Here is a 20,471-nt window from a genome sequence, read left to right on the forward strand (position 1 = left end):
GTCAAATATTAGGCATCACTCCGCGTGAGCGATAGCAGTGGAAAGCCCACAGCCTGACGAAGGAAGTGCGAGGACTTGTAACGAATAGCGCGACCCGAAGTTGCGAGGAGGAACGACGAAGCAATCTGAAGGGACACGCCAAATCATTCGACAAGATCGGGATAATTAATTAGAAAAAATTTATGGCTTTTCTAACTTATTTTCATTTAGTCTGGCTCTCCAGATTTTGACTAAGTCGGCGTAATTCATGCTTACTTTTGCTGGTTGCTTAACCAATCTTCCATCGTTGAAAGCGCGATATAGTATTCCTTCTATTATAAAGTCTTCGGATGCTGTATAAACATCATATTTGGTTTTGAGATTGATGTCGAATAATTTGGCAGTATTATTTGACCAAAATGCTTTCCAACCGCTTTTGAGTTCTTTTATTAGTTCGAAAGTGGAGGAACCAGTTTGACGGTGGATTAATTTTACCAATATTTGACCATCTTTTCGACTTAGTTTTTTGAGTTGACTTTCAAATTCATTGGTCAAATAATCTTCGACTAGTTTGAAATATTTACGTTTGTCCTTGGAAGATTTAAGGCCTTTCATACCTTCGTTAAGTGCGCTTAACCTTTCTGCTGCTGCTTTTGCAAATGGATACACTTTGATTACACGTCTTTGTAGAATTAAAAAACGTTTTCTTTCCTCGGCGGATTTTAAACTATATTGGTTGGTGACATAAACTTCTTCAAGCTCAATTGGTGTGTTAGCAATAGTGTCGTAAAGAACAACTGGTGGTTCTACTTTGATTGTATCGATTTCAAGTACTTGCGCATTTGAAGTATTGGAGAGTAATAATAATGTGAAAATTACAAGGAGTAAATTTTTCATATTGGTTTTAAAAGTTTTAACAAAAATATATAAATATTAAACAATTTTAATACCATTTTTATAATTTAGCAAAAAATATTTTTATGAGCACTAAAACAATACTTAAAAAAGCATCTTTAGAATTTTTAGAATCGTATTTGAATAACGCATCTCCAACTGGTTTTGAGTCTGAGGGACAGAAATTATGGATGGATTATTTGAGACCCTATGTTGATACTTTTATAACAGATACTTATGGAACTGCAGTTGGCGTTATTAATCCTGATGCCAAATATAAAGTCGTTATCGAAGGTCATGCGGATGAAATAGCTTGGTATGTAAATTATATTACTGATGATGGATTGATTTATGTAATTAGAAACGGTGGTTCAGACCATCAAATTGCACCTTCAAAAAGAGTGAACATTCATACTAAAAATGGCATTGTTAAAGGTGTTTTTGGTTGGCCAGCGATACATACCCGAAATAGAAATAAGGAAGAACCTACCAGAATAGATAATATTTTTATTGATTGTGGTTGTATGAATAAAGATGAAGTGGAAAAATTAGGGATTCATGTTGGTTGCGTGATAACTTATCCTGATGAATTTATGATTTTAAACAATGATAAGTTTGTTTGTCGCGCCATTGATAATAGAATGGGCGGTTTTATGATTGCGGAAGTGGCTCGTTTACTTCATGAAAACAAGAAAAAATTGCCGTTTGGACTTTATGTTGTTAATGCAGTTCAAGAAGAAGTTGGCCTAAGAGGCGCCGAAATGATTACCAAAACCATCAGGCCAAATGTAGCCATAGTGACCGATGTTTGCCACGATACTACAACTCCTATGATAGATAAGAAAATTGAAGGTGAAACCAAAATTGGAAAAGGTGCCGTGATTACTTATGCGCCAGCGGTGCAAAACAATTTAAGAGAATTGATTATTGATACTGCGGAGAAAAACAAAATTCCTTTTCAGCGTTTGGCTTCGTCCAGAGTTACTGGAACCGATACCGATGCATTTGCTTACAGCAACGGCGGCGTTGCTTCAGCTTTGATTTCGCTTCCTTTGCGATACATGCACACTACCGTGGAAATGGTGCATAGAGACGATGTTGAAAATGTAATAAAATTAATTTATGAAACGTTATTAAAAATAGAAAACGAAGAAACATTTTCTTATTTTAAGTAGTTTAATTTAAAGAATAATACTGAAGAAAATAATCAAAAAAGGTCTCATTTCTAAAACGAGACCTTTTACATTTTTTTTGGTTACTCTCTTTATTATTTTTTCAATAAAAGCAATGCTTCTGTGGCTTTAGACATTTCTGCATATTTATATGCATTGTATCCTCTTTCATCTTTTGCATTTACATCTGCTCCTTTCACTAAAAGAAATTTAATGATTTCAACATGATTGTAGCGAGCTGCTAACATTAAAGGTGAAACACCGTTTGAAAATTCATTCACACCAGCTCCATACTCAATAAATTTCTTTACTGTTTCAAAATCTCCATTTACGATAGCATTGCAAAGTGGTGTTGCCTCAAAAAAAGCATTTTCGATTTTTTGAAATGATTTTACACCTGATGCGAAAGTGGCTGTTGAAAGCAACACTAAAGCAAGACTTAAATAAACAATTGATTTTTTCATAATTTTTAATTTAAATTAACTATTGTTTATGTAAGACTGCTAAATTCAATTTTTGTAACAATATTTTAGAATTATTTATTTTTAATTTAATACAATGAACAAAAAAACCACGCAAAACGTGGTTAGTATATGATCAAAGCTATGTTATGTTATTGATTCAAATATTTCAAAACATTTTCATTAATACGATTATTTATATTGGTTAAATCTGCTTTAACAAATTTTTCATCTAAAATATTCTCATACAATTCGATGTATCTTTCAGAAACCGAATTAATATATTCATGTGTCATATCAGGAATTTGTTGTCCTTCTTGACCTTGAAAACCGTTTTCAATTAACCATCGGCGAACAAATTCTTTAGAAAGTTGTTTTTGATCTTCATTATTATTTTGTCTGTCTTGATAACCGTCTGCATAGAAATATCTGGAAGAATCTGGCGTATGAATTTCATCAATCAAAACAATTTTTCCGTCTTTGGTTTTACCAAATTCATATTTTGTATCTACCAAAATCAATCCGCGAGAAGCTGTAATTTCAGTTCCTCGTTGGTATAAATCTCTCGTATATTTCTCAAGAATTAAATAATCTTCTTCTGAAACGATATTGTTGGCAAGAATGTTTTCACGAGAAATATCTTCATCGTGCGAACCATTGTCTGCTTTTGTAGTTGGTGTTATGATTGGGATTGGAAATTTATCATTTTCTTTCAATCCATTTGCCATTGAAACGCCACAAATAATTCTTTTTCCGACACTATATTCACGAGCGGCATGACCTGATAAATAACCTCGAATAACCATTTCAACTTTAAAAGGCTCGCACAAATGTCCAACAGCTACATTTGGATCTGGTGTTGCAATTAACCAATTTGGCACAATATCTTTGGTGAGTTCCATAAATTTGGTAGCAATTTGATTTAAAATTTGCCCTTTGTAAGGAATTCCTTTTGGTAAAACTACATCAAAAGCAGAAAGTCTGTCTGTAGCTACCATGACTAAAAGTTCATCGTTAATATTATAAACTTCCCGAACTTTGCCTCTATAAACTGATTTTTGATTTGGAAAATTAAAATTTGTAGTTGTAATTGTGTTCATTTGTAGTTATAATATTGTTTTTGCAAAAATAGCTTGTTTGAAACAGAACGCAAAGAAATATTGCTTTAATATGTCTTTGTATTTTAACTAATATGCATTTTTAGTCATTTTTGATTTTAAAAAAATACAATTACATAATTATTGTATATGTTACTTAAATTAGCTAAACTTGTATTTGGAAATTCAAAAAATTTAATATGAAAAATGTATTGGTTCTTTGCACTGGAAACAGCTGTAGAAGTCAGATGGCTCAGGGATATTTAGAAAGTTTAACAGATAAATCAAAAGTAAAAATTTATTCTGCTGGCACCAATAATCAACCCATAAATCAAAGAGCAATTGATATAATGAAGGAAGATGACATTGATATATCAAACAATACTTCCAATAATGTAAATGAATATCTAGATGTAGACTTTGATTTTGTTATTACTGTTTGCGATAATGCTAAGGAAAATTGTCCAATTTTTCCATCAAAAGCTGTAAAAATACATTATGATTTTCCAGATCCTGCAGCAACAGAAGGAAGCGAAGACGAAATTTATTTTCAGTTTTTGACAGTAAGAGAAATGATTAAAATGTTTTGTGAAGATTTCGTTGAAGAAAACTTATAGTAAAAAAATAGGCTGTTTTATAAAAAACAGCCTATTAAACAAATTAAAAACAAATTAAATTAAATCAATTCTTCTTATTTTTAGCTTCCTTGTTATCATTTGAAAACATTCCTGAAAAAAGACCTTTCTTTTTTGAAGTTTCTGTTTTATTAGTTACTTGATTTGGATTATCAATATTATAAGTCAACTCATCAATAAATTCCATTAGGGTTTTACGTTGTTCTTCTAAATAACCCACTAAATAGTTTTCGCTCGATTGTACACCGCTTGCATTTTCAATTTGAATTAGTTTTTTGTACAATGGTTCAATTTTGTTTTTTATTACATCGTTTGAAACAGCAGATTGTTGAGCAGTGTATGTAATAGTCCCGTTTTGATCAATATTGGTTTTAACGTCATTTGCAACCCAAAAGAACCTTCCAGTTTTGGACATATTTTTTATAATAATGTGCGAGCCATTATTTTTTTGTAAATCTTCCCACATTAATTTGAATATCACTTTTGGCATATCAGGATGCCGAAGTATATTATGAGGTTTATCCATTAATTCAAAATCATCATATCCACAAACATCTATAAAAGCTTCGTTGGCATAAAGAATATTTCCTTTATGATCAGTTTTACTCATAAGAATCTTTGACCTGTCCCACTCTAATTCTCTATCTGATGGAGTCGGTTTGTATGATAAATTTATTATCTTTTTATCTTCAAATATATCTGAAGTTAAATATTTATGGGCTAGTGAATTTTCCATTTTATTTTTTTTTAGTAATTATATTTTCTATATTGTTTTTGTTTTAATTATGGTATAAAGATAAATATTACTCTAAACGTAATTTTAATAGAAAAAATTTATTTCGATGAAATGCGTATTTAATCGATGAAATGCGTTTTTTGCGATTAAATAATAATTATCTTGGTAATTTATCAATCACATTACCGTAAAACCATGTTCCAAGGATAGCAGATAGCAAAGTGACAACAACCACAACAGATCCAGTTCCTATTTGAGCAAAAAGTGGGCCTGGGCAAGCTCCAGTAATTCCCCAGCCTAAACCAAAAATTAAACCACCATAAATTTGACCTTTATTGAATTTTTTGTTTTGAAATATTACTTCCTCGTTATGAATGGTTTTAAGTTTTAGTTTTTTGATTATAAAAACAGAAATCACACCAACAGCTACAGCACTTCCTATAACGCCATACATATGAAATGATTCTAGACGAAACATTTCTTGAATGCGATACCAACTTATAATTTCTGCTTTTATAAATAATATTCCAAACAATATTCCAATAATAGCATATACTAGATAATGATACCATTCGTCATCAACATTGCTTACATTGACGCTGCAAGAATCATAAGGTCGCGCTTTTTGAAACTCAGCTTCAAAATCAAAATCTTCAAAATCTTCAAAATCAATGTTTGAATCATCTGTTAAATCGTTGTTGTTAATTTCATTTAAACCAATTTCAGTTTCCTGATTTGTATTTAAATCACCTTTTTGAGTATTATTTGATAAAGTATTTTCCATATTATATTTTTTTTAAAGTGATAGAATGTAGGGCATAATTAAATTTACAACTGCAAACCCTCCAATCATAAAACAACAAGTAGCCACAACAGATGGCCATTGCAGATTTGATATTCCTAAAATAGCATGACCACTTGTACAACCGCCAGCATAGCTAACACCGAAACCAACCAAGAATCCACCTACAACCATCATAATAAAACCTCTAAGTGTAAGCAAACTTTCCCATGAAAAAAGTTGTGTTGGTAATAAACCATTAATTTCAGTTATACCATAATTGGACAAATCTGCCTTTAATGCTGGATTAATTATAATGCTATTTGGATTTGCTAAATATACTGATGCAATAATTCCACCAATTAAAATACCTAAAACAAATACCATATTCCACATTTCTCGTTTCCAATTGTATTTAAAAAAAGAAATGTTTGATGGAATTAAAATTGCACAGGTGTGTCTTAATGAGGCACTAATTCCGAATGATTTATTGCCAATTAACAAAAGAGCTGGTGCTATTAGGCCAATTAACGGACCAGCAATATACCAAGGCCAAGGTTGTTTTATAAGTTCTATTATTGTCATAACTTTAAATTTTACTTGTTTACTAATCTATAAATTTCTTCCCATGCACCGCCATTTATGACGTTTTTGAATCCTTTTTTCTCTAAAATATCTTTTGCAAAGCCGCTTCTATTTCCGCTAAAACAACACACAACAATATTTTTTTTGTTTTTAAACAGATTTAAATTTCGACCCAATTCATTTAATGGAATATTGATTGATCCAGGAACATGTCCTTGTGCAAATTCTCCGATGGTTCTTAAGTCTACAAGAAAAGCACCATTTTTAATAATTGTTTTTAGATCCTTATCTGATGTGTTGTCTTTTTTTACTAAAATCTTTTTAAGAAACGTAAATTTGAATAGTTTTAACATAGTTGTTTTTTTTAAATTAATATTAATATTTATTTTTATAGTTTACTTTGACAAACAAAGTTTGTTTTTGGAATATTTGTTTTTGCAATAGCATTGAATCCACCTTCTACTTCGGTAAAATTTCTGTAGCCTCTGGCTTGCAATATTGAAGATGCAATCATACTACGGTAGCCACCAGCACAATACATATAAAAATGTTCGCTAGGGTTGATGTCTTTTATCCAATTATTAATATTGGCCAATGGTCTGCTGTAAGCTTCATGCACATGTTCGGCTTCATATTCACCATCTCTACGAATATCAAGAATTTTGTGAGAATCGGTTTTGGCTTCGCTAGCAAATTGTTCCGCTGTAATTCTGTGAATTGTATCCATTTCAAAACCTGCATTTTGCCAAGCTTGAAAACCGCCATTTAAAAAGCCCATCAAATTATCGAAACCTACGCGAGACAAGCGAGTTACAGTTTCTTCTTCTTTACCAATTTCTGTTACCAAAATTATAGCTTGATCCACATTTCCAATCATAGATCCAACCCACGGTGCAAAATCGCCACTTATTCCAATATTTATGGATTGCGGAATGTATCCTTTTGAGAAATCTCCGCTATTTCTAGTGTCTAAAATTAGGGCATTATTTTCTTCTACAAGAAGTTCAAAATCTAAAACATCTATTGGTTTCATACCTTTATTAAGAACATTTTCAAAGCTTTGCGATCCTTTTTTGTTCATGGCTACATTCATCCCAAAATAAGCTGGTGGCGGCAATAAGCCATCAGTAACTTCTGTAATGAATTCTGATTCAGTCATGTTGGCTCTTAAAGCATAATTATTTAGTTTTTGTTCGCCAATTGTGGAAACAGTTTCTTTGCTCATATTTTTGCCACAAGCACTTCCTGCACCGTGGGCAGGATAAACCAACACATCATCGGGCAATGTCATAATTTTTGATCTCAACGATTGAAATAATGTAGCCGCCAATTCATCTTGAGTCATGGAAGCAGATTTTTGTGCCAAATCTGGTCTTCCTACATCTCCTATAAAAAGAGTATCTCCAGAAAAAATTGCATTTTCTTTACCATTTTCATCAATTAGTAAATAAGTTGTACTTTCCATAGTGTGGCCTGGTGTGTGCAATACCTTTATGGTAATGTCACCCACTTTAAAAATCTGGTTATCTGTTGCTGAAATAAAATCAAATTCGGCAACAGCATTTGGACCATAAACAATTTGCGCACCAGTTTGTTGGCTTAAATCTAAATGCCCAGAAACAAAATCTGCATGAAAGTGTGTTTCAAAAATATATTTTAAGGTAACGCCGTCACGCTCCAATCGTTCCAAATAAGGTTTTGTTTCTCTAAGCGGATCTATTATAATAGCTTCATTGTTTGAAGTAATATAATAAGCACCTTGTGCTAAACATCCAGTATAAATTTGTTCTATTTTCATATTGTTTGTAATCATGGGTCAAAAATATTATTAATAATTGTTTAATGTTGTGATAAATGTCACACTAGTTAAATTTATTTTAAAAAAAGTTCTTTTATGATGATAACTATTCCCATAGTAAGAATAAAATAGCCAAAATATGGTTTTAGTTTATCATTGTTTATTTTACGTGAAAGTGCCATTCCAATAAAAATTCCTAATACAGAAAAAAATAAAAATTTAAACAAAAAATACCAATTTATTTCTGTTTGTCCAGCATCGCTTAAAAACCCAATTAGTGAGTTTAGAGAAATTATGACCAACGAGCTTCCAATAGCTTCTTTAATATTTACTTTCATTAAAAGAATTAAAGCTGGAATAATTAAAAATCCACCACCAGCGCCTATTAGTCCTGTGAGCATTCCTACAAATGAGCCTTGCGATATAAGTAGTATATAATTTGGTTTTTCTAACTGTGCATTTGGAATCATATTTTCTATTCCTTTTTTAATCATGCAATAAGAGGCAATAATCATTAAAGTGGCAAATAAAATCATTATGGCTATATTTTTAGAAAATAAAAAATGACCAATATAAAAAAGTCTTTCAGGAATAGCTGGAAGTACTATTTTTCTTGAAATTAAAACAAAAATAACCGATGGAATACCAAATAATAAAACTATTTTAAAATTAATCAATTTGTTCTTAAAATAGTTCAATGAACCAATAAAACTTGTACTGCCAACTATAAATAAGGAGTATAAAGTGGCAAGAACAGGTTCTATATTAAATATGTAAACTAAAACAGGAACTGCCAGAATACTGCCTCCACTCCCAAAAACACCCAAGGTTATACCAATAAATATTGATATAATAAATCCAACATATTCCATTTTAAATAAATTATGGTGCAAATGTTAGATATAAATTTTAGTAACTACGTAACTTTTATCACACAGGGTGATTATTTTATAAATTCGATTTGATTTCTGTTCAATTTCACTTTTCCAAGTTGCTCCATTTTCTTTAATAATCTTGAAATAACTTCTCGTGAAGTATTAAGTTCATTGGCAATTTCTTGATGAGATAAATTTATTATTCTAGAACCTGTTGCAGAAAATATTCTTTTTAAATGAAATTCCAATCTTTCATCCATTCCTCTAAACGCAATATTATCTACCACTTCTAGAATGTCATCAAACCTGCTTCTGTAAGTGCCCAATACAAATTCATACCAACTTCTGTGTTGGAGCATCCATTTATCCATTAAATCAAGTGGAATCATAAGTAGTTCAGCATCTTCATCAACTTTTGCCATGATTTGACTGGCTTCACTTCGTATGGCACATATCATAGATATAGCACAAGCTTGACCAGGCTGGAGATAATACATTAAAAACTCACCACCATCCTCACCTTCTCGGTATACTTTTATTTTACCATTTAATACAAGAACAGTACTTTTTATAAATTCACCTGTTTTCATTAAAATTTGACCGGCAGAAAAAGAATGAGTTGTTGCATTTTTTTTTACATCATCAATGAGTGAATTTGAAAAAGAGGGAAAAGTATTTGCTATAGTATTTGTCATTATTATAAATATTTGTTAAAACAAAGTTAATTAAAATTAAGATTTATTTAATGGTGTGCAATAATAAATTTCTAATCATAAATATGGATATACTAATTTAGCTGTTAATACCTTCAAAATTAATACTGTTCACATGTATCCATTGCCAGCTTCGGATATACTTAAAATGATGGCTTGGAGGATTTTGCAGATGTACAAATTTTTAATTATTTAGGACAATCCGTTAAAAATACTCGTATTAAAAATGAGTTGAATGTTTCAGAACTAAAAGAAGGTTTGTACTTTATAGTTTTTAACGATAAGAATGCTCTAAAATTTTACAAGAAATAAAAAGAAATATGAGCAGATTAAATCCAGCAGATATTGTTTAATAATTTGCACAGAATTTCATTATACATTTTACCAAGACAAAAAAAGCACAATCTTACAATGTGCTTTTTTTTTAGTTCTCTAAAAACAAAAGTTACTTAAACAAAATATTTAACCACTGTAATATAATACTGTAATTATATTATTATAAAATCAATTTTATTTTCTAGTTTTGAATTCAAAATTAAATGTAGTAGATATTTACATAAAGTTTATTTTAAAGTTCTATACCATTTATATTAACTTTTCAAATATTTTAAATAAACGCTTTGCTTAAAAAACATATTATTAAACTAACATTATGAAAAAATCTTTTTTTATTTTTTTAAATTATTTCATTTTTCTAATTCCGTTTATCAATAGTGTAAAAGCTCAAAAATCCAATCAAGAATTAACGCAACTAATAAATAAAAAAGGCATATCTGAAAATGATAAGTTTCAGTATTTATGTGATATTAGTAAGAATTACGCCCATAAAGACTCTGTAAAAGCATACGGATATTTAGATCAAGCTTTAAAAATTGCAAAAAAAGAAAAATCAATTAAAAAAGAAATTATTGCCTATGATTATATTGCATACATAGCTCGTTATAATGAAAATATTGTTAAGCAAATTGCCATTACAGATTATTGTATTACCCTAGCTAATATTTCAAATGATGAAGAAGTTATTGCTTATAAAAATTGTCTCTTAGCTTATAAATATAAAATTATTAATGACAATGAGAATTATATTTATTATATGTTAAAATCGTTGGCTTATTTTGAAAGAGAAAAAAAAAGATATGATAAATTAGTTTTAAATTATGGAAATGTAGGAGCCTATTTTGGAAATAAAAATGATTTAAATATTTCTGGAAAATATGCACAAAAGAGCTTAACATTAGGCATTGAAAGTAAGAATGATATAAATATAGCAAATAGTTTAACCACTTGGGGAAATTATATATGTGATAAAGGTAGATTAAGTAAACCTGTAAATAAAGTGTTATCAGACAGCGCATTAAACTGCTATAAAAAGCCATTAAATTATTTGAGAATAGTAGCAATGATATGATATTATCGTCTTTTCCATATGGGAGAACATGTGCTAATCTTTCAAGTTTATATATTGCGGATTACATGAATATGGGATATGAAGAAACAATACAAACTTTAAAAAAATCTGAAAGAGTTTGTTTAAACATTAACGATCCAAGTTTATTAATGGTTATTTATGGTCAGCTAACACAATTTTATATAAAAAATAAAGATATTATTAATGCTGAAAAAACATTAAAAAAAACAGGCAATTTTTTAAATAATTTGAATCAAGTCGAGCCAAGATATCAGGCCGTATTTTATTATGATCATATGAATCTTGCTGCACTTAAAGATGATTTTAAAAGTTATAGAGAGTATTTCGCTCAATATGATGTAGCTTGTGATGCTGTAAATACAGAAAAAGGAAAAATCCGTGAATACAATGCAACAATAAAGTTCGAAACGGAACAAAAAAATAAAGAAATACAATCATTAACATTGATTGCAAATGAGCGAAAAAAAATAAATTACTTATTAATTACACTTTCTATTCTCGCTTTTTTAACCTTGATTTTTATGTATAAAATATATCAGTATCGTCGAAATGCTTATATAAAAGTAAATGAAGACGAGGCAATAAGTACCATGTTGGAACTTGAAATAGCCAATAGAGAAAAAAAGATTGCCATTCAAGAAAAGTTGCTAACTGAGCAACAAAAAGAAAAGTTGCAACACAATTTAATGACCAATAACTTACATTTGGAAAGTAAAAAAATTATTCTAAAAGACATACAACAAAAACTCTTATCAATAAAATCATCTGAACTAAAACCAATCTCAAAAACAATTAGTAAAAGTATTGAAATTGATCATGAATTTGAATTATTACAATCTAATTTTGAAAATACTAATCCAGTTTTTTTCACCACATTACAAAAAAAAGCATCCAACAGTCTTACAAAATTGGATTTAAAATACTGTGGTTACATTAAATTAGGAATGGGAATCAAGGAAATGGCTAATATCATGAATATTGAACCCAAAAGTATGAAAATGGCAAGATACCGCCTCCGACAAAAATTGAATTTAGGGAAAGAGGAAGATTTAAACGATTTTATCAATACAATTTAAATAAGGCTCAAAAGGCTTTAAATAAAGGTGATTTAACAAAAATATCACGCTTTTTTCAACTTATTGTAGACCAAAAATACAACCTATATTTTATCTTGTAGACTCAAAATAGACAGCAAAAAAGTAAAATTAATATTCTAGTTTTTAAATTCGTTCTGGCAATCAAATGATTGTTTTAACAATTAAATTTAAAAATTATGAAAAAAAAATTATTTGGCTATGCAGTTCTGCTGCTTAGTTTGTGTATGAACGCTCAAAATGTTAGGTATGCTACAATAACGAGCGATGAATATTTCCGCGATACTGGTGCTTGTTATGGTTCCAATGGCGCTTATTTTAATTTATTGAGTGCAAATCCTCAATTACTAGCTAGCCTGAATCCTGATGATTATGATCTTACAGATTATGTTTCTCAAGATGTATTTGGTCCTAGAAATTACATTTCACCGTATTTATTGGATTATCATTTTAGTTGTCCAACAACAGTAAATCTAAGAATAACAAATAAATATAATCCTGAAATTTATTTTGAAGGTAAAATAATATTGAAAATAACGAAGCCAACTGTTGAGATTCACCATTATTCACAGGCAAATGGTGCTGGTGATTATTTTTATACAAAAAATTATAGTACTTTAGGTGACGGATCAGCTTATGGATACAATTATCAAGGAGTGGCTTTCAAGGCACACAATTATCAAGCAAATCGTAGTATTCCTGTTTATAGATATTTTAACGCACAGTTTGGCGATCATTTTTATACTGTAACTCCATTTGGAAGCAATTCATACGGATATGTTTTAGAAGGAATAGAGTTTTATGCCTACAATTATCGATATCCGGGAACTGTGCCAGTCTATCGTTATTATAGTCCAAGTCTACAAAATCATTTTTATAGCATTTATAGTTATGGTACAAATCAGGGCTATGTTTATGAAGGTATTGAATTTTATGCATTTCCTCCAGGAAATCAATTAACAACAGGTAAAGAATCAGAAGTATCACAAAAAGATTCTAGCATAAATGAAACTGGAAATACTACAATATATCCAAATCCAACATCGGGAATAGTTACTATAAACAATGATTCTAACATAATAGATTCTGTAACTGTAAACGATATTTTAGGAAAAACGGTTCAAACAAAAACAGTCAACAATAAACAAGTTGAACTTGATCTTTCAAATATGTCGAACGGTATTTATCTAGTAAAAGTTAAATCGCAAGGTGTTGAAAAAGTAATGAAAGTACTGAAAGAATAAATTTTTAAACAAACTATCTAGAAATCCCAAATTTATATAAGTTTGGGATTTCTTATTTGTATTTTCCAAATAAAAAAAGCAATAACAATGCAAGGAAGCATCATAAGTTATTTTTATGATTTATATTCTTTAAATATTTTAAATTTTAAAAGTACAAATAAAATTCTTATATTTGATATGACATTAAATAATTTAAACTTTTAAAATTCAACTATTTACATCCAATATAATTTAAACAAAATTCTAAGCATATTTTAAAAATACAAAGTTTTAAATTGTCCTCTAAATTTAATTTTTATGAAAAATAATAACTTACACCTGTATTTTTTATTGTTTTCTTTAGTTGCTTTTGGACAATTGCAAAAACGCAATGAATTTTTTAATTTGAGCACGGTTGGTAAAAAAATTATGGTTTATACTTCTGCCGATAGTACAAAATTAAGAATAACCCCAACCAAAAATTTATACTTTTCAACTGCCATGCAGCCTTTGGAAACAGAAATTTCCATTTTTGTAAATCCCGAAAAATCTTTTCAAACTTTTATGGGAATTGGTGGTGCAATTACTGATGCAAGTGCCGAAGTATTTTCTAAGATGTCTGCAAATCAACAAAAGGAATTTATCAACGCCTACTACTCGCAAGAAAAAGGAATTGGATATTCGCTCCTAAGAACTACAATTCATAGCAGCGATTTTAGCACTAATAGTTACACCTACGTAAAAGATAATGATAAAGATCTCAATACTTTTGATATTTCCCATGACAAACAATTTCGTATTCCCATTATAAAACAAGCCATAAAAGCTACAGCAGGAAAATTGACTATTTATGCCAGTCCATGGAGTCCACCAGCATTTATGAAAAGTAATGGAAGTATGTTAAAAGGTGGATTTTTGCTTCCGGAATATTACGCTTCTTGGGCTTTTTATTTTACAAAATTTGTAAAAGCTTACGAAAAAGAAGGAATTCCAATTTGGGGAATTACAATCCAGAACGAACCTATGGCAACACAATCTTGGGAATCATGTATTTATACAGCTGAAGCTGAAAGAGATTTTCTGAAAAATTTTCTAGGACCTACTATGGAAAATGAAGGATTGGGAGATAAAAAAATTGTGGTTTGGGATCATAATCGCGATCTGATTTCTCAAAGAGCCAATGTTATTTTTTCTGATCCTGAAGCATCAAAATATGCTTGGGGAATTGGATTTCATTGGTATGAAACTTGGACAGGAGGTGAACCAATGTTCGATAATGTACAAAATGTTTTCGAATCCTATCCCACCAAAAATATATTATTTACAGAAGGTTGTGTAGAAAAATTTGATTCAAAAAAATACCAACTTTGGAAAAATGGCGAAAGATATGGCAATTCTATGATAAATGATTTTAATAGCGGTACAATTGGTTGGACAGATTGGAATGTGCTTTTGGATCAAAACGGAGGACCAAATCATGTATCTAATTTTTGCTTTGCTCCTATTCACTTTGATACCAGTACCAAACAATTAATTTATACACCATCGTATTATTACATTGGACATTTCTCTAAATTTATTCATTCTGGTGCAATAAGAATCGGCTCATCTGTAAGTAGAAGTTGTTTACAAAGCACCTCTTTTTTGAATAAAGATGGTAAAATAGCAACAATAGTTATGAACCAAACCAATAAAAAAATAACTTACAATCTATATCTAGAAAATCATAAAACAACCATCGAAATTCCAGCACACGCTATTCAAACTTTGGTATATTGATAAACTTGATATTTAAATCAAATAATGGCAAACTGATTAATAAATTTTACATAGGATCATTTAATCCACTTATTCTAATGAGCTTTTTATTCACAAATTCATCAATTCCTAGCTCAGAAAGTTCTCTACCATATCCAGAACCTTTGGTTCCGCCAAAAGGCAAATCTGGTTGTGTCCAAGTCGGATGATTTATGAAAACCATTCCGGCATCTATTTGGTCTGCGACTATTTTTCCTTTTTCAACATCTTCAGTAAAAATAGAGCATCCCAACCCAAAGCTTGAATCATTTGCTAATTTTATAGCATCTTCTTCATTTTTTACACGATAAAAAGAAGCAACTGGACCAAACAATTCTTCAGAATATGCAGGATTTTCAGGTTTTAAATCCGTTAAAATAGTGGGATCCATAAAAGCACCATCCCTGTCTGAACGTTTACCACCTAAAAGAGCAGTTGCTCCAGCATCAATAGCTCTTTTCACTTGATCCGCTATTTTTTTGGCTGCATCTTCGCTACTCAAAGGACCCAACTCAGTTTTTGGATCCATTGGATCGCCTATGACCAAGTTTTTCATTTTTTTTGTAAACTTTTCAAGAAACTCATCGGCAATTTTTTCTACGGCAATAAATCTTTTGGAGGCTACGCAACATTCTCCATTATTATTAATTCTGCCCACAACTGCCCATTCTACCGCTTTGTCAATATTGGCATCTTCAAGAATAATAAAAGCATCATTGCCACCCAATTCCAACACAGATTTTTTAAGATATTTTCCAGCTTGCTCAGCGATTTTTGAACCTGCTTCCTCGCTTCCTGTTAGAGATACACCTTTGATTCTTTCATCGGAAACTATTGCAGAAGCTCTTTTGCCAGAAATTAAAAGATTGGTATAAACTCCCTTTGGGGCACCAGCTTCAATAAACAAATTTTCAATAGCAATCCCACATTGTGGTACCAAAGATGCGTGTTTCAATAAAATTGTATTTCCAATCATGATGTTGGGAGCTGCAAAACGAGCCACTTGATAGAAAGGAAAATTCCAAGGTTGTACTCCAAGTAAAACGCCAATAGGACTGTGGCGGATAAATGCTTTTCCTAGTTTTGGACCCAATGGTTTGTCTTGCAAAAACGCTTCAGCATTGTCCGCATAATAATCAAAAATATCAGCACTTAAATCAATTTCCCCTTCGGCCTGAGCAATAATTTTACCCATTTCTAAAGTGATTAATTTTGATAATTCTGTCTTTTTACTACGCATCAAAACAGCAACTTTTTTTAATAAATTCCCTCTTTCTTTATAACTACTTTTTTTCCAATTTTCCGATGCAAGTTTTGAATTTGCTACTGCAATTTCAAGATTTTCATCGGTCATTTCATCAAAAGATTTAACAATTTTATTGGTCGCAGGATTCACACTTTGAATTGGCATCTGTAATTTTTTTAAGTATTAAACTCTAGGTTTTAAAGTATGCTAATTTCTTTCATTGTTACAAAAAATACATTACAGAATTATATTAAAAAATTATATTATTCATGCGAACAATAAGTATTTTTTGAAATTAAAATATGTTTATTTGATGTTATAAACTCAAGATATTAATCAATTTTATTGCAACTACAGGTAATTTGATATAGCAATAAAAAATACACTCGGCTTTAAATCATCGAAATATATGCGAATTTAATAATCAATTTAATTCTAAAAAAAAGTCATAATTTTTATTTGCATATCCAGTTTGAATTCTAGTGTAAAAAATAACTAAAAAACCTTATATTTGAAACAATATATAATGATTTGACGTTTTGATTTCCAATCTAAAAATACTTTTATAATGAAGATTGAAAAAACCATTTGGAAAAAAAGCTATAATTGGGTATTAATTGCAAATGCCATTTATATCATATTTTTTATTTTTTTGAAACAAATATTTTCATAAATGCAAATAATCGATTGGATTGTACTTTTTTCTACCTTATTATTCATCGTAGTTTATGGCGTTGTCAAAACTAGAAAAAGTAGTCATATTGACGATTATATTTTAGGTAATAAAGAAACCCGTTGGTGGACCGTTGGTATATCTGTCATGGCAACTCAAGCCAGTGCAATCACCTTTTTATCAACTCCTGGGCAAGCTTTTCACGACGGCATGGGTTTTATACAATTTTATTTTGGTTTGCCACTAGCCATGGTGGTTATCTGTTTTACTTTTATTCCTATCTATAATAAACTTAAAGTATATACTGCTTACGAATATTTGGAACAACGATTTGATTTAAAAACACGTTCCTTGGCAGCCATTTTATTTTTGGTGCAACGTGGTTTGGGAACAGGACTTACGATTTATGCACCAGCCATTATTTTGTCTACAATTCTGGGTTGGAATTTAAATTTGCTTATTGTAATTATAGGTTTTCTAGTCATTTTTTACACCGTTTCAGGCGGTACAAAAGCGGTAAACGTAACCCAAAAACAACAAATGTTTATTATTTTTTTAGGCATGTTTATGGCATTTTTCGTGATTTTAAATTTGCTTCCTTCCAATATTTCTTTCACAAATGCATTAGAAATTGCTGGTGCCAATAATAAAATGAATATTGTAGATTTTTCTCTAGATCCAAATGTAAAATATACTTTTTGGAGTGGTATTGCTGGCGGTTTCTTTTTGAGTTTGGCCTATTTTGGGACAGACCAATCGCAAGTTGGTCGATATTTGTCTGGTAAATCTGATAAGGAAAGTCAAATGGGTTTGATTATGAACGGATTTTTGAAAGTTCCAATGCAATTTTTTATATTATTAACTGGTGTGATGGTTTTTGTATTTTTTCAGTTTCATGCTGCGCCATTGCATTTCAATCCAAATAACAATAATTTGGTACAAAACTCATCTTATAAAAAACAATACCATGAACTGGAAAGTGAATTAAACTCTTTAACGCAAGAAAAATCCAGCATCAATTTGCTATATGTTGACCATTTAAATAAAAATATAAACAATACAGCTTCAAAAGAAAAACTAATCGAAATTTCGTCCAAAGAAAAAGCTTTGCGTGAAAAAGCCAAAGAAATCATCAAAAAAGTGGATCATGGCGCAGAAACCAATGATAAAGATTATGTATTTATATATTTCATTCTTAATTATTTACCAAAAGGCTTGGTTGGACTTTTACTAGCCGTTATATTGTCGGCAGCCATGTCATCATCGGCATCAGGATTGAGTTCATTGGGAACTACAATGGCAATTGATATTTACAAACGAAATTTAAAAGTAACCAAATCTGATAAACATTATGTAAATGCCACCCAATTCTTCACTTTAATTTGGGGAATTATTGCTATTGGTTTTGCTTGTATTAGTTCTTTATTTGAAAATTTAATTCAGTTGGTCAATATTGTAGGATCTGTTTTTTATGGCACTGTTTTGGGAATATTTCTTGTTGGATTTTATGTTAAATATGTAAAAGCAGAAGCCATTTTTTGGAGTGCCATTATCACTCAATCCATTATTTTTTATATATTTTATTTGGATATTGTAAGCTTTTTATGGTTGAATTTTATTGGCGCGATGCTCACTATAATTCTTTCATTGATAATTCAATATTTATCCAAAAAAATAACCACAAATTCAATAGTTTAAACTATGAATTTGTGGTTAAAATATTTAAAAAATAATATATTATTTTTTACTCCATTCAGCAATGCTGTCATTATTCATTTTTACATAATCGTTGTTTTTAGCAACTTGAGCTGCAGCCAATGATAATTTTGCGGTTTCGATTGCCCCTTTTTTATCACCCAATTTGGCTTGTATCAAAGATTTTTGTCTGCTGTACCAAAACGGTTTTTCTTTGTTTAATTCCAAAGCCTTGTTCACATAAGCCAAAGCTTTATTCATGTCGCCATTTGATTGGTAAAAATATTGCGCTGATGAAAAATAATCGCCAGCAACAGGTCCGCCCAATGCTTTTTCAATACTTGCAATTGCAGTTTTTTGGGTTGGAACTTCAAATTTAATAGCTACCAAAGTTTTTTCCCAAGACAATTCCAAATGTCCAAAATTGTTATCCAAATTATTTATAGATATCGTAAAACTTTCTACATTTCTATTCAACGCTTCAGTTTTTATATTTGTTTTCAATGCTACTTTGGCATCACTAAAAGTTTCTGGTGTTCCCCAATTGTCAGTATCTGTATAAAAAATTACTTCCCAGTTATCTGCGTTTGGAGTGGTAAAAAGTGCATATTTACCTTTTTTTAAAGTAGCACCACCTATAATCACATCTTCGCTAAAAGTAACCGTTGTATTGGCATTTGCGCCAGTTCTCCAAAGTTTTCCAAAAGGTACCAAGTCACCAAAAATAACCCTACCTTTTGCACTTGGTCGTGAATAGTCTACAGCTACATCTGTCAAACCCACCACTTGTGCCAACATAGCTTTTGGACTAGGTTGTGGCGTTTTTACTTGTGCTTCAATGGTTATTGAAGCAATCATAAGTGCTAGTGCAATAATAATTTTTCTCATAATGATTTTAATTTATTTAATTTGTCCAAAGATAAAATTTCCTCTTGATTCGTTTTGTTAAAGAAACCATAAATAAACAAAATATTGTTTAAGATATTCTATTAAAGATTAAACATTTTGTACTTTTGTACCGATAAAAAAAAATACCAAATCAAAATCATAAAAAATATTATTTACATGAAAATTTATACCCTTCACACCAAACAAAATTTACCTATTACTTTGCAACAAGCTTGGGATTTTCTTTCAGATCCAAAAAATCTAAAAACAATAACCCCAGAATATATGGGTTTTATAATTAAATCTGGTGCAGACAGACCCATGTTTGCTGGACAAATTATACAATATATAGTGACGCCCATATTGGGAATTCCTACCAAATGGGTTACAGAAATTACGCATGTTGAAGATAAAAAATATTTCGTTGATGAACAGCGTTTTGGTCCTTATGCATTATGGCATCATAAACACTTTTTGAAAGAAATTCCTGGAGGTGTCGAAATGGAAGATATTGTAGATTATAAAATTCCTATGGGGTTTTTAGGTCAACTGGTTCATACTTTTTTAGTAAAACCAAAATTGAAAGAAATATTCGAGCACAGAGAGAAAAAATTAATTGAACTTTTTGGAGAATTTAAAAAATAAAACAATGAAAAATATACTATTAATTGGCGGTTCATACGGGATTGGTTTGGCTATT

General features: G+C 30.3%; 21 protein-coding genes. 9 read left to right on the forward strand and 12 right to left on the reverse strand.

Annotation, left to right across the window (positions count from 1 at the left end; genetic code table 11):
• Window positions 1–180: 180 nt before the first annotated feature.
• On the reverse strand, window positions 181–876 hold the full coding sequence (locus RMN92_RS09905; RefSeq protein WP_309609289.1) for a DUF4294 domain-containing protein: 696 nt from the start codon (window positions 874–876) through the stop codon (window positions 181–183).
• Window positions 877–959: 83 nt separating this feature from the next.
• On the opposite strand from RMN92_RS09905, the gene RMN92_RS09910 reads away from it, so the two are divergent.
• Entirely contained in the window at window positions 960–2,048 is a 1,089-nt protein-coding gene (locus RMN92_RS09910) for a M42 family metallopeptidase (protein WP_309609290.1), read from the forward strand.
• 92 nt (window positions 2,049–2,140) lie between these two features.
• Here RMN92_RS09910 and RMN92_RS09915 read toward each other — a convergent pair whose 3' ends face one another.
• Together RMN92_RS09915 and RMN92_RS09920 are read right to left on the reverse strand one after the other, a co-directional pair.
• Entirely contained in the window at window positions 2,141–2,509 is a 369-nt protein-coding gene (locus RMN92_RS09915; RefSeq protein WP_309609291.1) for an ankyrin repeat domain-containing protein, read from the reverse strand.
• A gap of 149 nt (window positions 2,510–2,658) precedes the next feature.
• Window positions 2,659–3,606: a phosphoribosylaminoimidazolesuccinocarboxamide synthase gene (locus RMN92_RS09920; protein ID WP_309609292.1), complete on the reverse strand. Its 948-nt coding sequence runs from the start codon at window positions 3,604–3,606 to the stop codon at window positions 2,659–2,661.
• Between the two features lie 197 nt (window positions 3,607–3,803).
• Between RMN92_RS09920 and RMN92_RS09925 the strand changes: the two genes are divergently transcribed.
• The gene (locus tag RMN92_RS09925) at window positions 3,804–4,220 is read left to right on the forward strand and encodes an arsenate reductase ArsC (RefSeq protein WP_309609293.1); all 417 of its coding nucleotides are present in this window, start codon (window positions 3,804–3,806) and stop codon (window positions 4,218–4,220) included.
• Window positions 4,221–4,284: 64 nt separating this feature from the next.
• On the opposite strand, the gene RMN92_RS09930 is transcribed toward RMN92_RS09925, so the two are convergent.
• The 7 genes from RMN92_RS09930 to RMN92_RS09960 form a co-directional block, all read right to left on the reverse strand.
• Entirely contained in the window at window positions 4,285–4,974 is a 690-nt protein-coding gene (locus tag RMN92_RS09930) for a PAS domain-containing protein (RefSeq protein ID WP_309609294.1), read from the reverse strand.
• A gap of 157 nt (window positions 4,975–5,131) precedes the next feature.
• Window positions 5,132–5,647: a DUF6691 family protein gene (locus tag RMN92_RS09935; RefSeq protein WP_395077779.1), complete on the reverse strand. Its 516-nt coding sequence runs from the start codon at window positions 5,645–5,647 to the stop codon at window positions 5,132–5,134.
• A gap of 123 nt (window positions 5,648–5,770) precedes the next feature.
• Entirely contained in the window at window positions 5,771–6,340 is a 570-nt protein-coding gene (locus tag RMN92_RS09940) for a YeeE/YedE thiosulfate transporter family protein (protein WP_309609295.1), read from the reverse strand.
• Between the two features lie 11 nt (window positions 6,341–6,351).
• Complete coding sequence (locus tag RMN92_RS09945; RefSeq protein WP_309609296.1) at window positions 6,352–6,693, reverse strand: rhodanese-like domain-containing protein; 342 nt, start codon at window positions 6,691–6,693, stop codon at window positions 6,352–6,354.
• 35 nt (window positions 6,694–6,728) lie between these two features.
• Window positions 6,729–8,138 (reverse strand): MBL fold metallo-hydrolase, encoded by a 1,410-nt coding sequence (locus tag RMN92_RS09950; RefSeq protein ID WP_309609297.1) that lies wholly within the window; start codon window positions 8,136–8,138, stop codon window positions 6,729–6,731.
• Window positions 8,139–8,212: 74 nt separating this feature from the next.
• Complete coding sequence (locus tag RMN92_RS09955; protein WP_309609298.1) at window positions 8,213–9,010, reverse strand: sulfite exporter TauE/SafE family protein; 798 nt, start codon at window positions 9,008–9,010, stop codon at window positions 8,213–8,215.
• A 71-nt stretch (window positions 9,011–9,081) separates the two neighbouring features.
• Complete coding sequence (locus RMN92_RS09960; RefSeq protein WP_309609299.1) at window positions 9,082–9,708, reverse strand: Crp/Fnr family transcriptional regulator; 627 nt, start codon at window positions 9,706–9,708, stop codon at window positions 9,082–9,084.
• A gap of 174 nt (window positions 9,709–9,882) precedes the next feature.
• Between RMN92_RS09960 and RMN92_RS14570 the strand changes: the two genes are divergently transcribed.
• From RMN92_RS14570 to RMN92_RS09980, 5 genes are all read left to right on the forward strand, one after another.
• Window positions 9,883–10,038, forward strand: coding sequence for a T9SS type A sorting domain-containing protein (locus tag RMN92_RS14570; RefSeq protein WP_409024859.1), 156 nt, complete (start codon window positions 9,883–9,885; stop codon window positions 10,036–10,038).
• 340 nt (window positions 10,039–10,378) lie between these two features.
• Window positions 10,379–11,134 carry a hypothetical protein gene (locus tag RMN92_RS09965; protein ID WP_309609300.1) on the forward strand — a complete coding sequence of 252 codons (756 nt, stop codon included), beginning with the start codon at window positions 10,379–10,381 and terminating at the stop codon, window positions 11,132–11,134.
• A gap of 71 nt (window positions 11,135–11,205) precedes the next feature.
• Complete coding sequence (locus RMN92_RS09970; protein WP_309609301.1) at window positions 11,206–12,231, forward strand: hypothetical protein; 1,026 nt, start codon at window positions 11,206–11,208, stop codon at window positions 12,229–12,231.
• A 197-nt stretch (window positions 12,232–12,428) separates the two neighbouring features.
• Entirely contained in the window at window positions 12,429–13,493 is a 1,065-nt protein-coding gene (locus RMN92_RS09975) for a T9SS type A sorting domain-containing protein (protein ID WP_309609302.1), read from the forward strand.
• Window positions 13,494–13,790: 297 nt separating this feature from the next.
• Entirely contained in the window at window positions 13,791–15,251 is a 1,461-nt protein-coding gene (locus RMN92_RS09980) for a glycoside hydrolase family 30 protein (protein ID WP_309609303.1), read from the forward strand.
• 46 nt (window positions 15,252–15,297) lie between these two features.
• Here RMN92_RS09980 and RMN92_RS09985 read toward each other — a convergent pair whose 3' ends face one another.
• Window positions 15,298–16,680 carry an NAD-dependent succinate-semialdehyde dehydrogenase gene (locus RMN92_RS09985; RefSeq protein WP_309609304.1) on the reverse strand — a complete coding sequence of 461 codons (1,383 nt, stop codon included), beginning with the start codon at window positions 16,678–16,680 and terminating at the stop codon, window positions 15,298–15,300.
• 508 nt (window positions 16,681–17,188) lie between these two features.
• Here RMN92_RS09985 and RMN92_RS09990 point away from each other — a divergent pair.
• Window positions 17,189–18,886: a sodium:solute symporter family transporter gene (locus tag RMN92_RS09990; protein ID WP_309609305.1), complete on the forward strand. Its 1,698-nt coding sequence runs from the start codon at window positions 17,189–17,191 to the stop codon at window positions 18,884–18,886.
• Between the two features lie 39 nt (window positions 18,887–18,925).
• Here RMN92_RS09990 and RMN92_RS09995 read toward each other — a convergent pair whose 3' ends face one another.
• Window positions 18,926–19,771, reverse strand: a complete 846-nt coding sequence (locus RMN92_RS09995; protein ID WP_309609306.1) for a DUF2911 domain-containing protein — start codon at window positions 19,769–19,771, stop codon at window positions 18,926–18,928.
• A 177-nt stretch (window positions 19,772–19,948) separates the two neighbouring features.
• On the opposite strand from RMN92_RS09995, the gene RMN92_RS10000 reads away from it, so the two are divergent.
• Window positions 19,949–20,416 (forward strand): SRPBCC family protein, encoded by a 468-nt coding sequence (locus RMN92_RS10000; protein ID WP_309609307.1) that lies wholly within the window; start codon window positions 19,949–19,951, stop codon window positions 20,414–20,416.
• The last annotated feature ends 55 nt before the right edge of the window (window positions 20,417–20,471 follow it).

Source organism: Flavobacterium sp. (genome assembly GCF_031363805.1).
Taxonomy (GTDB): Bacteria; Bacteroidota; Bacteroidia; order Flavobacteriales; family Flavobacteriaceae; genus Flavobacterium.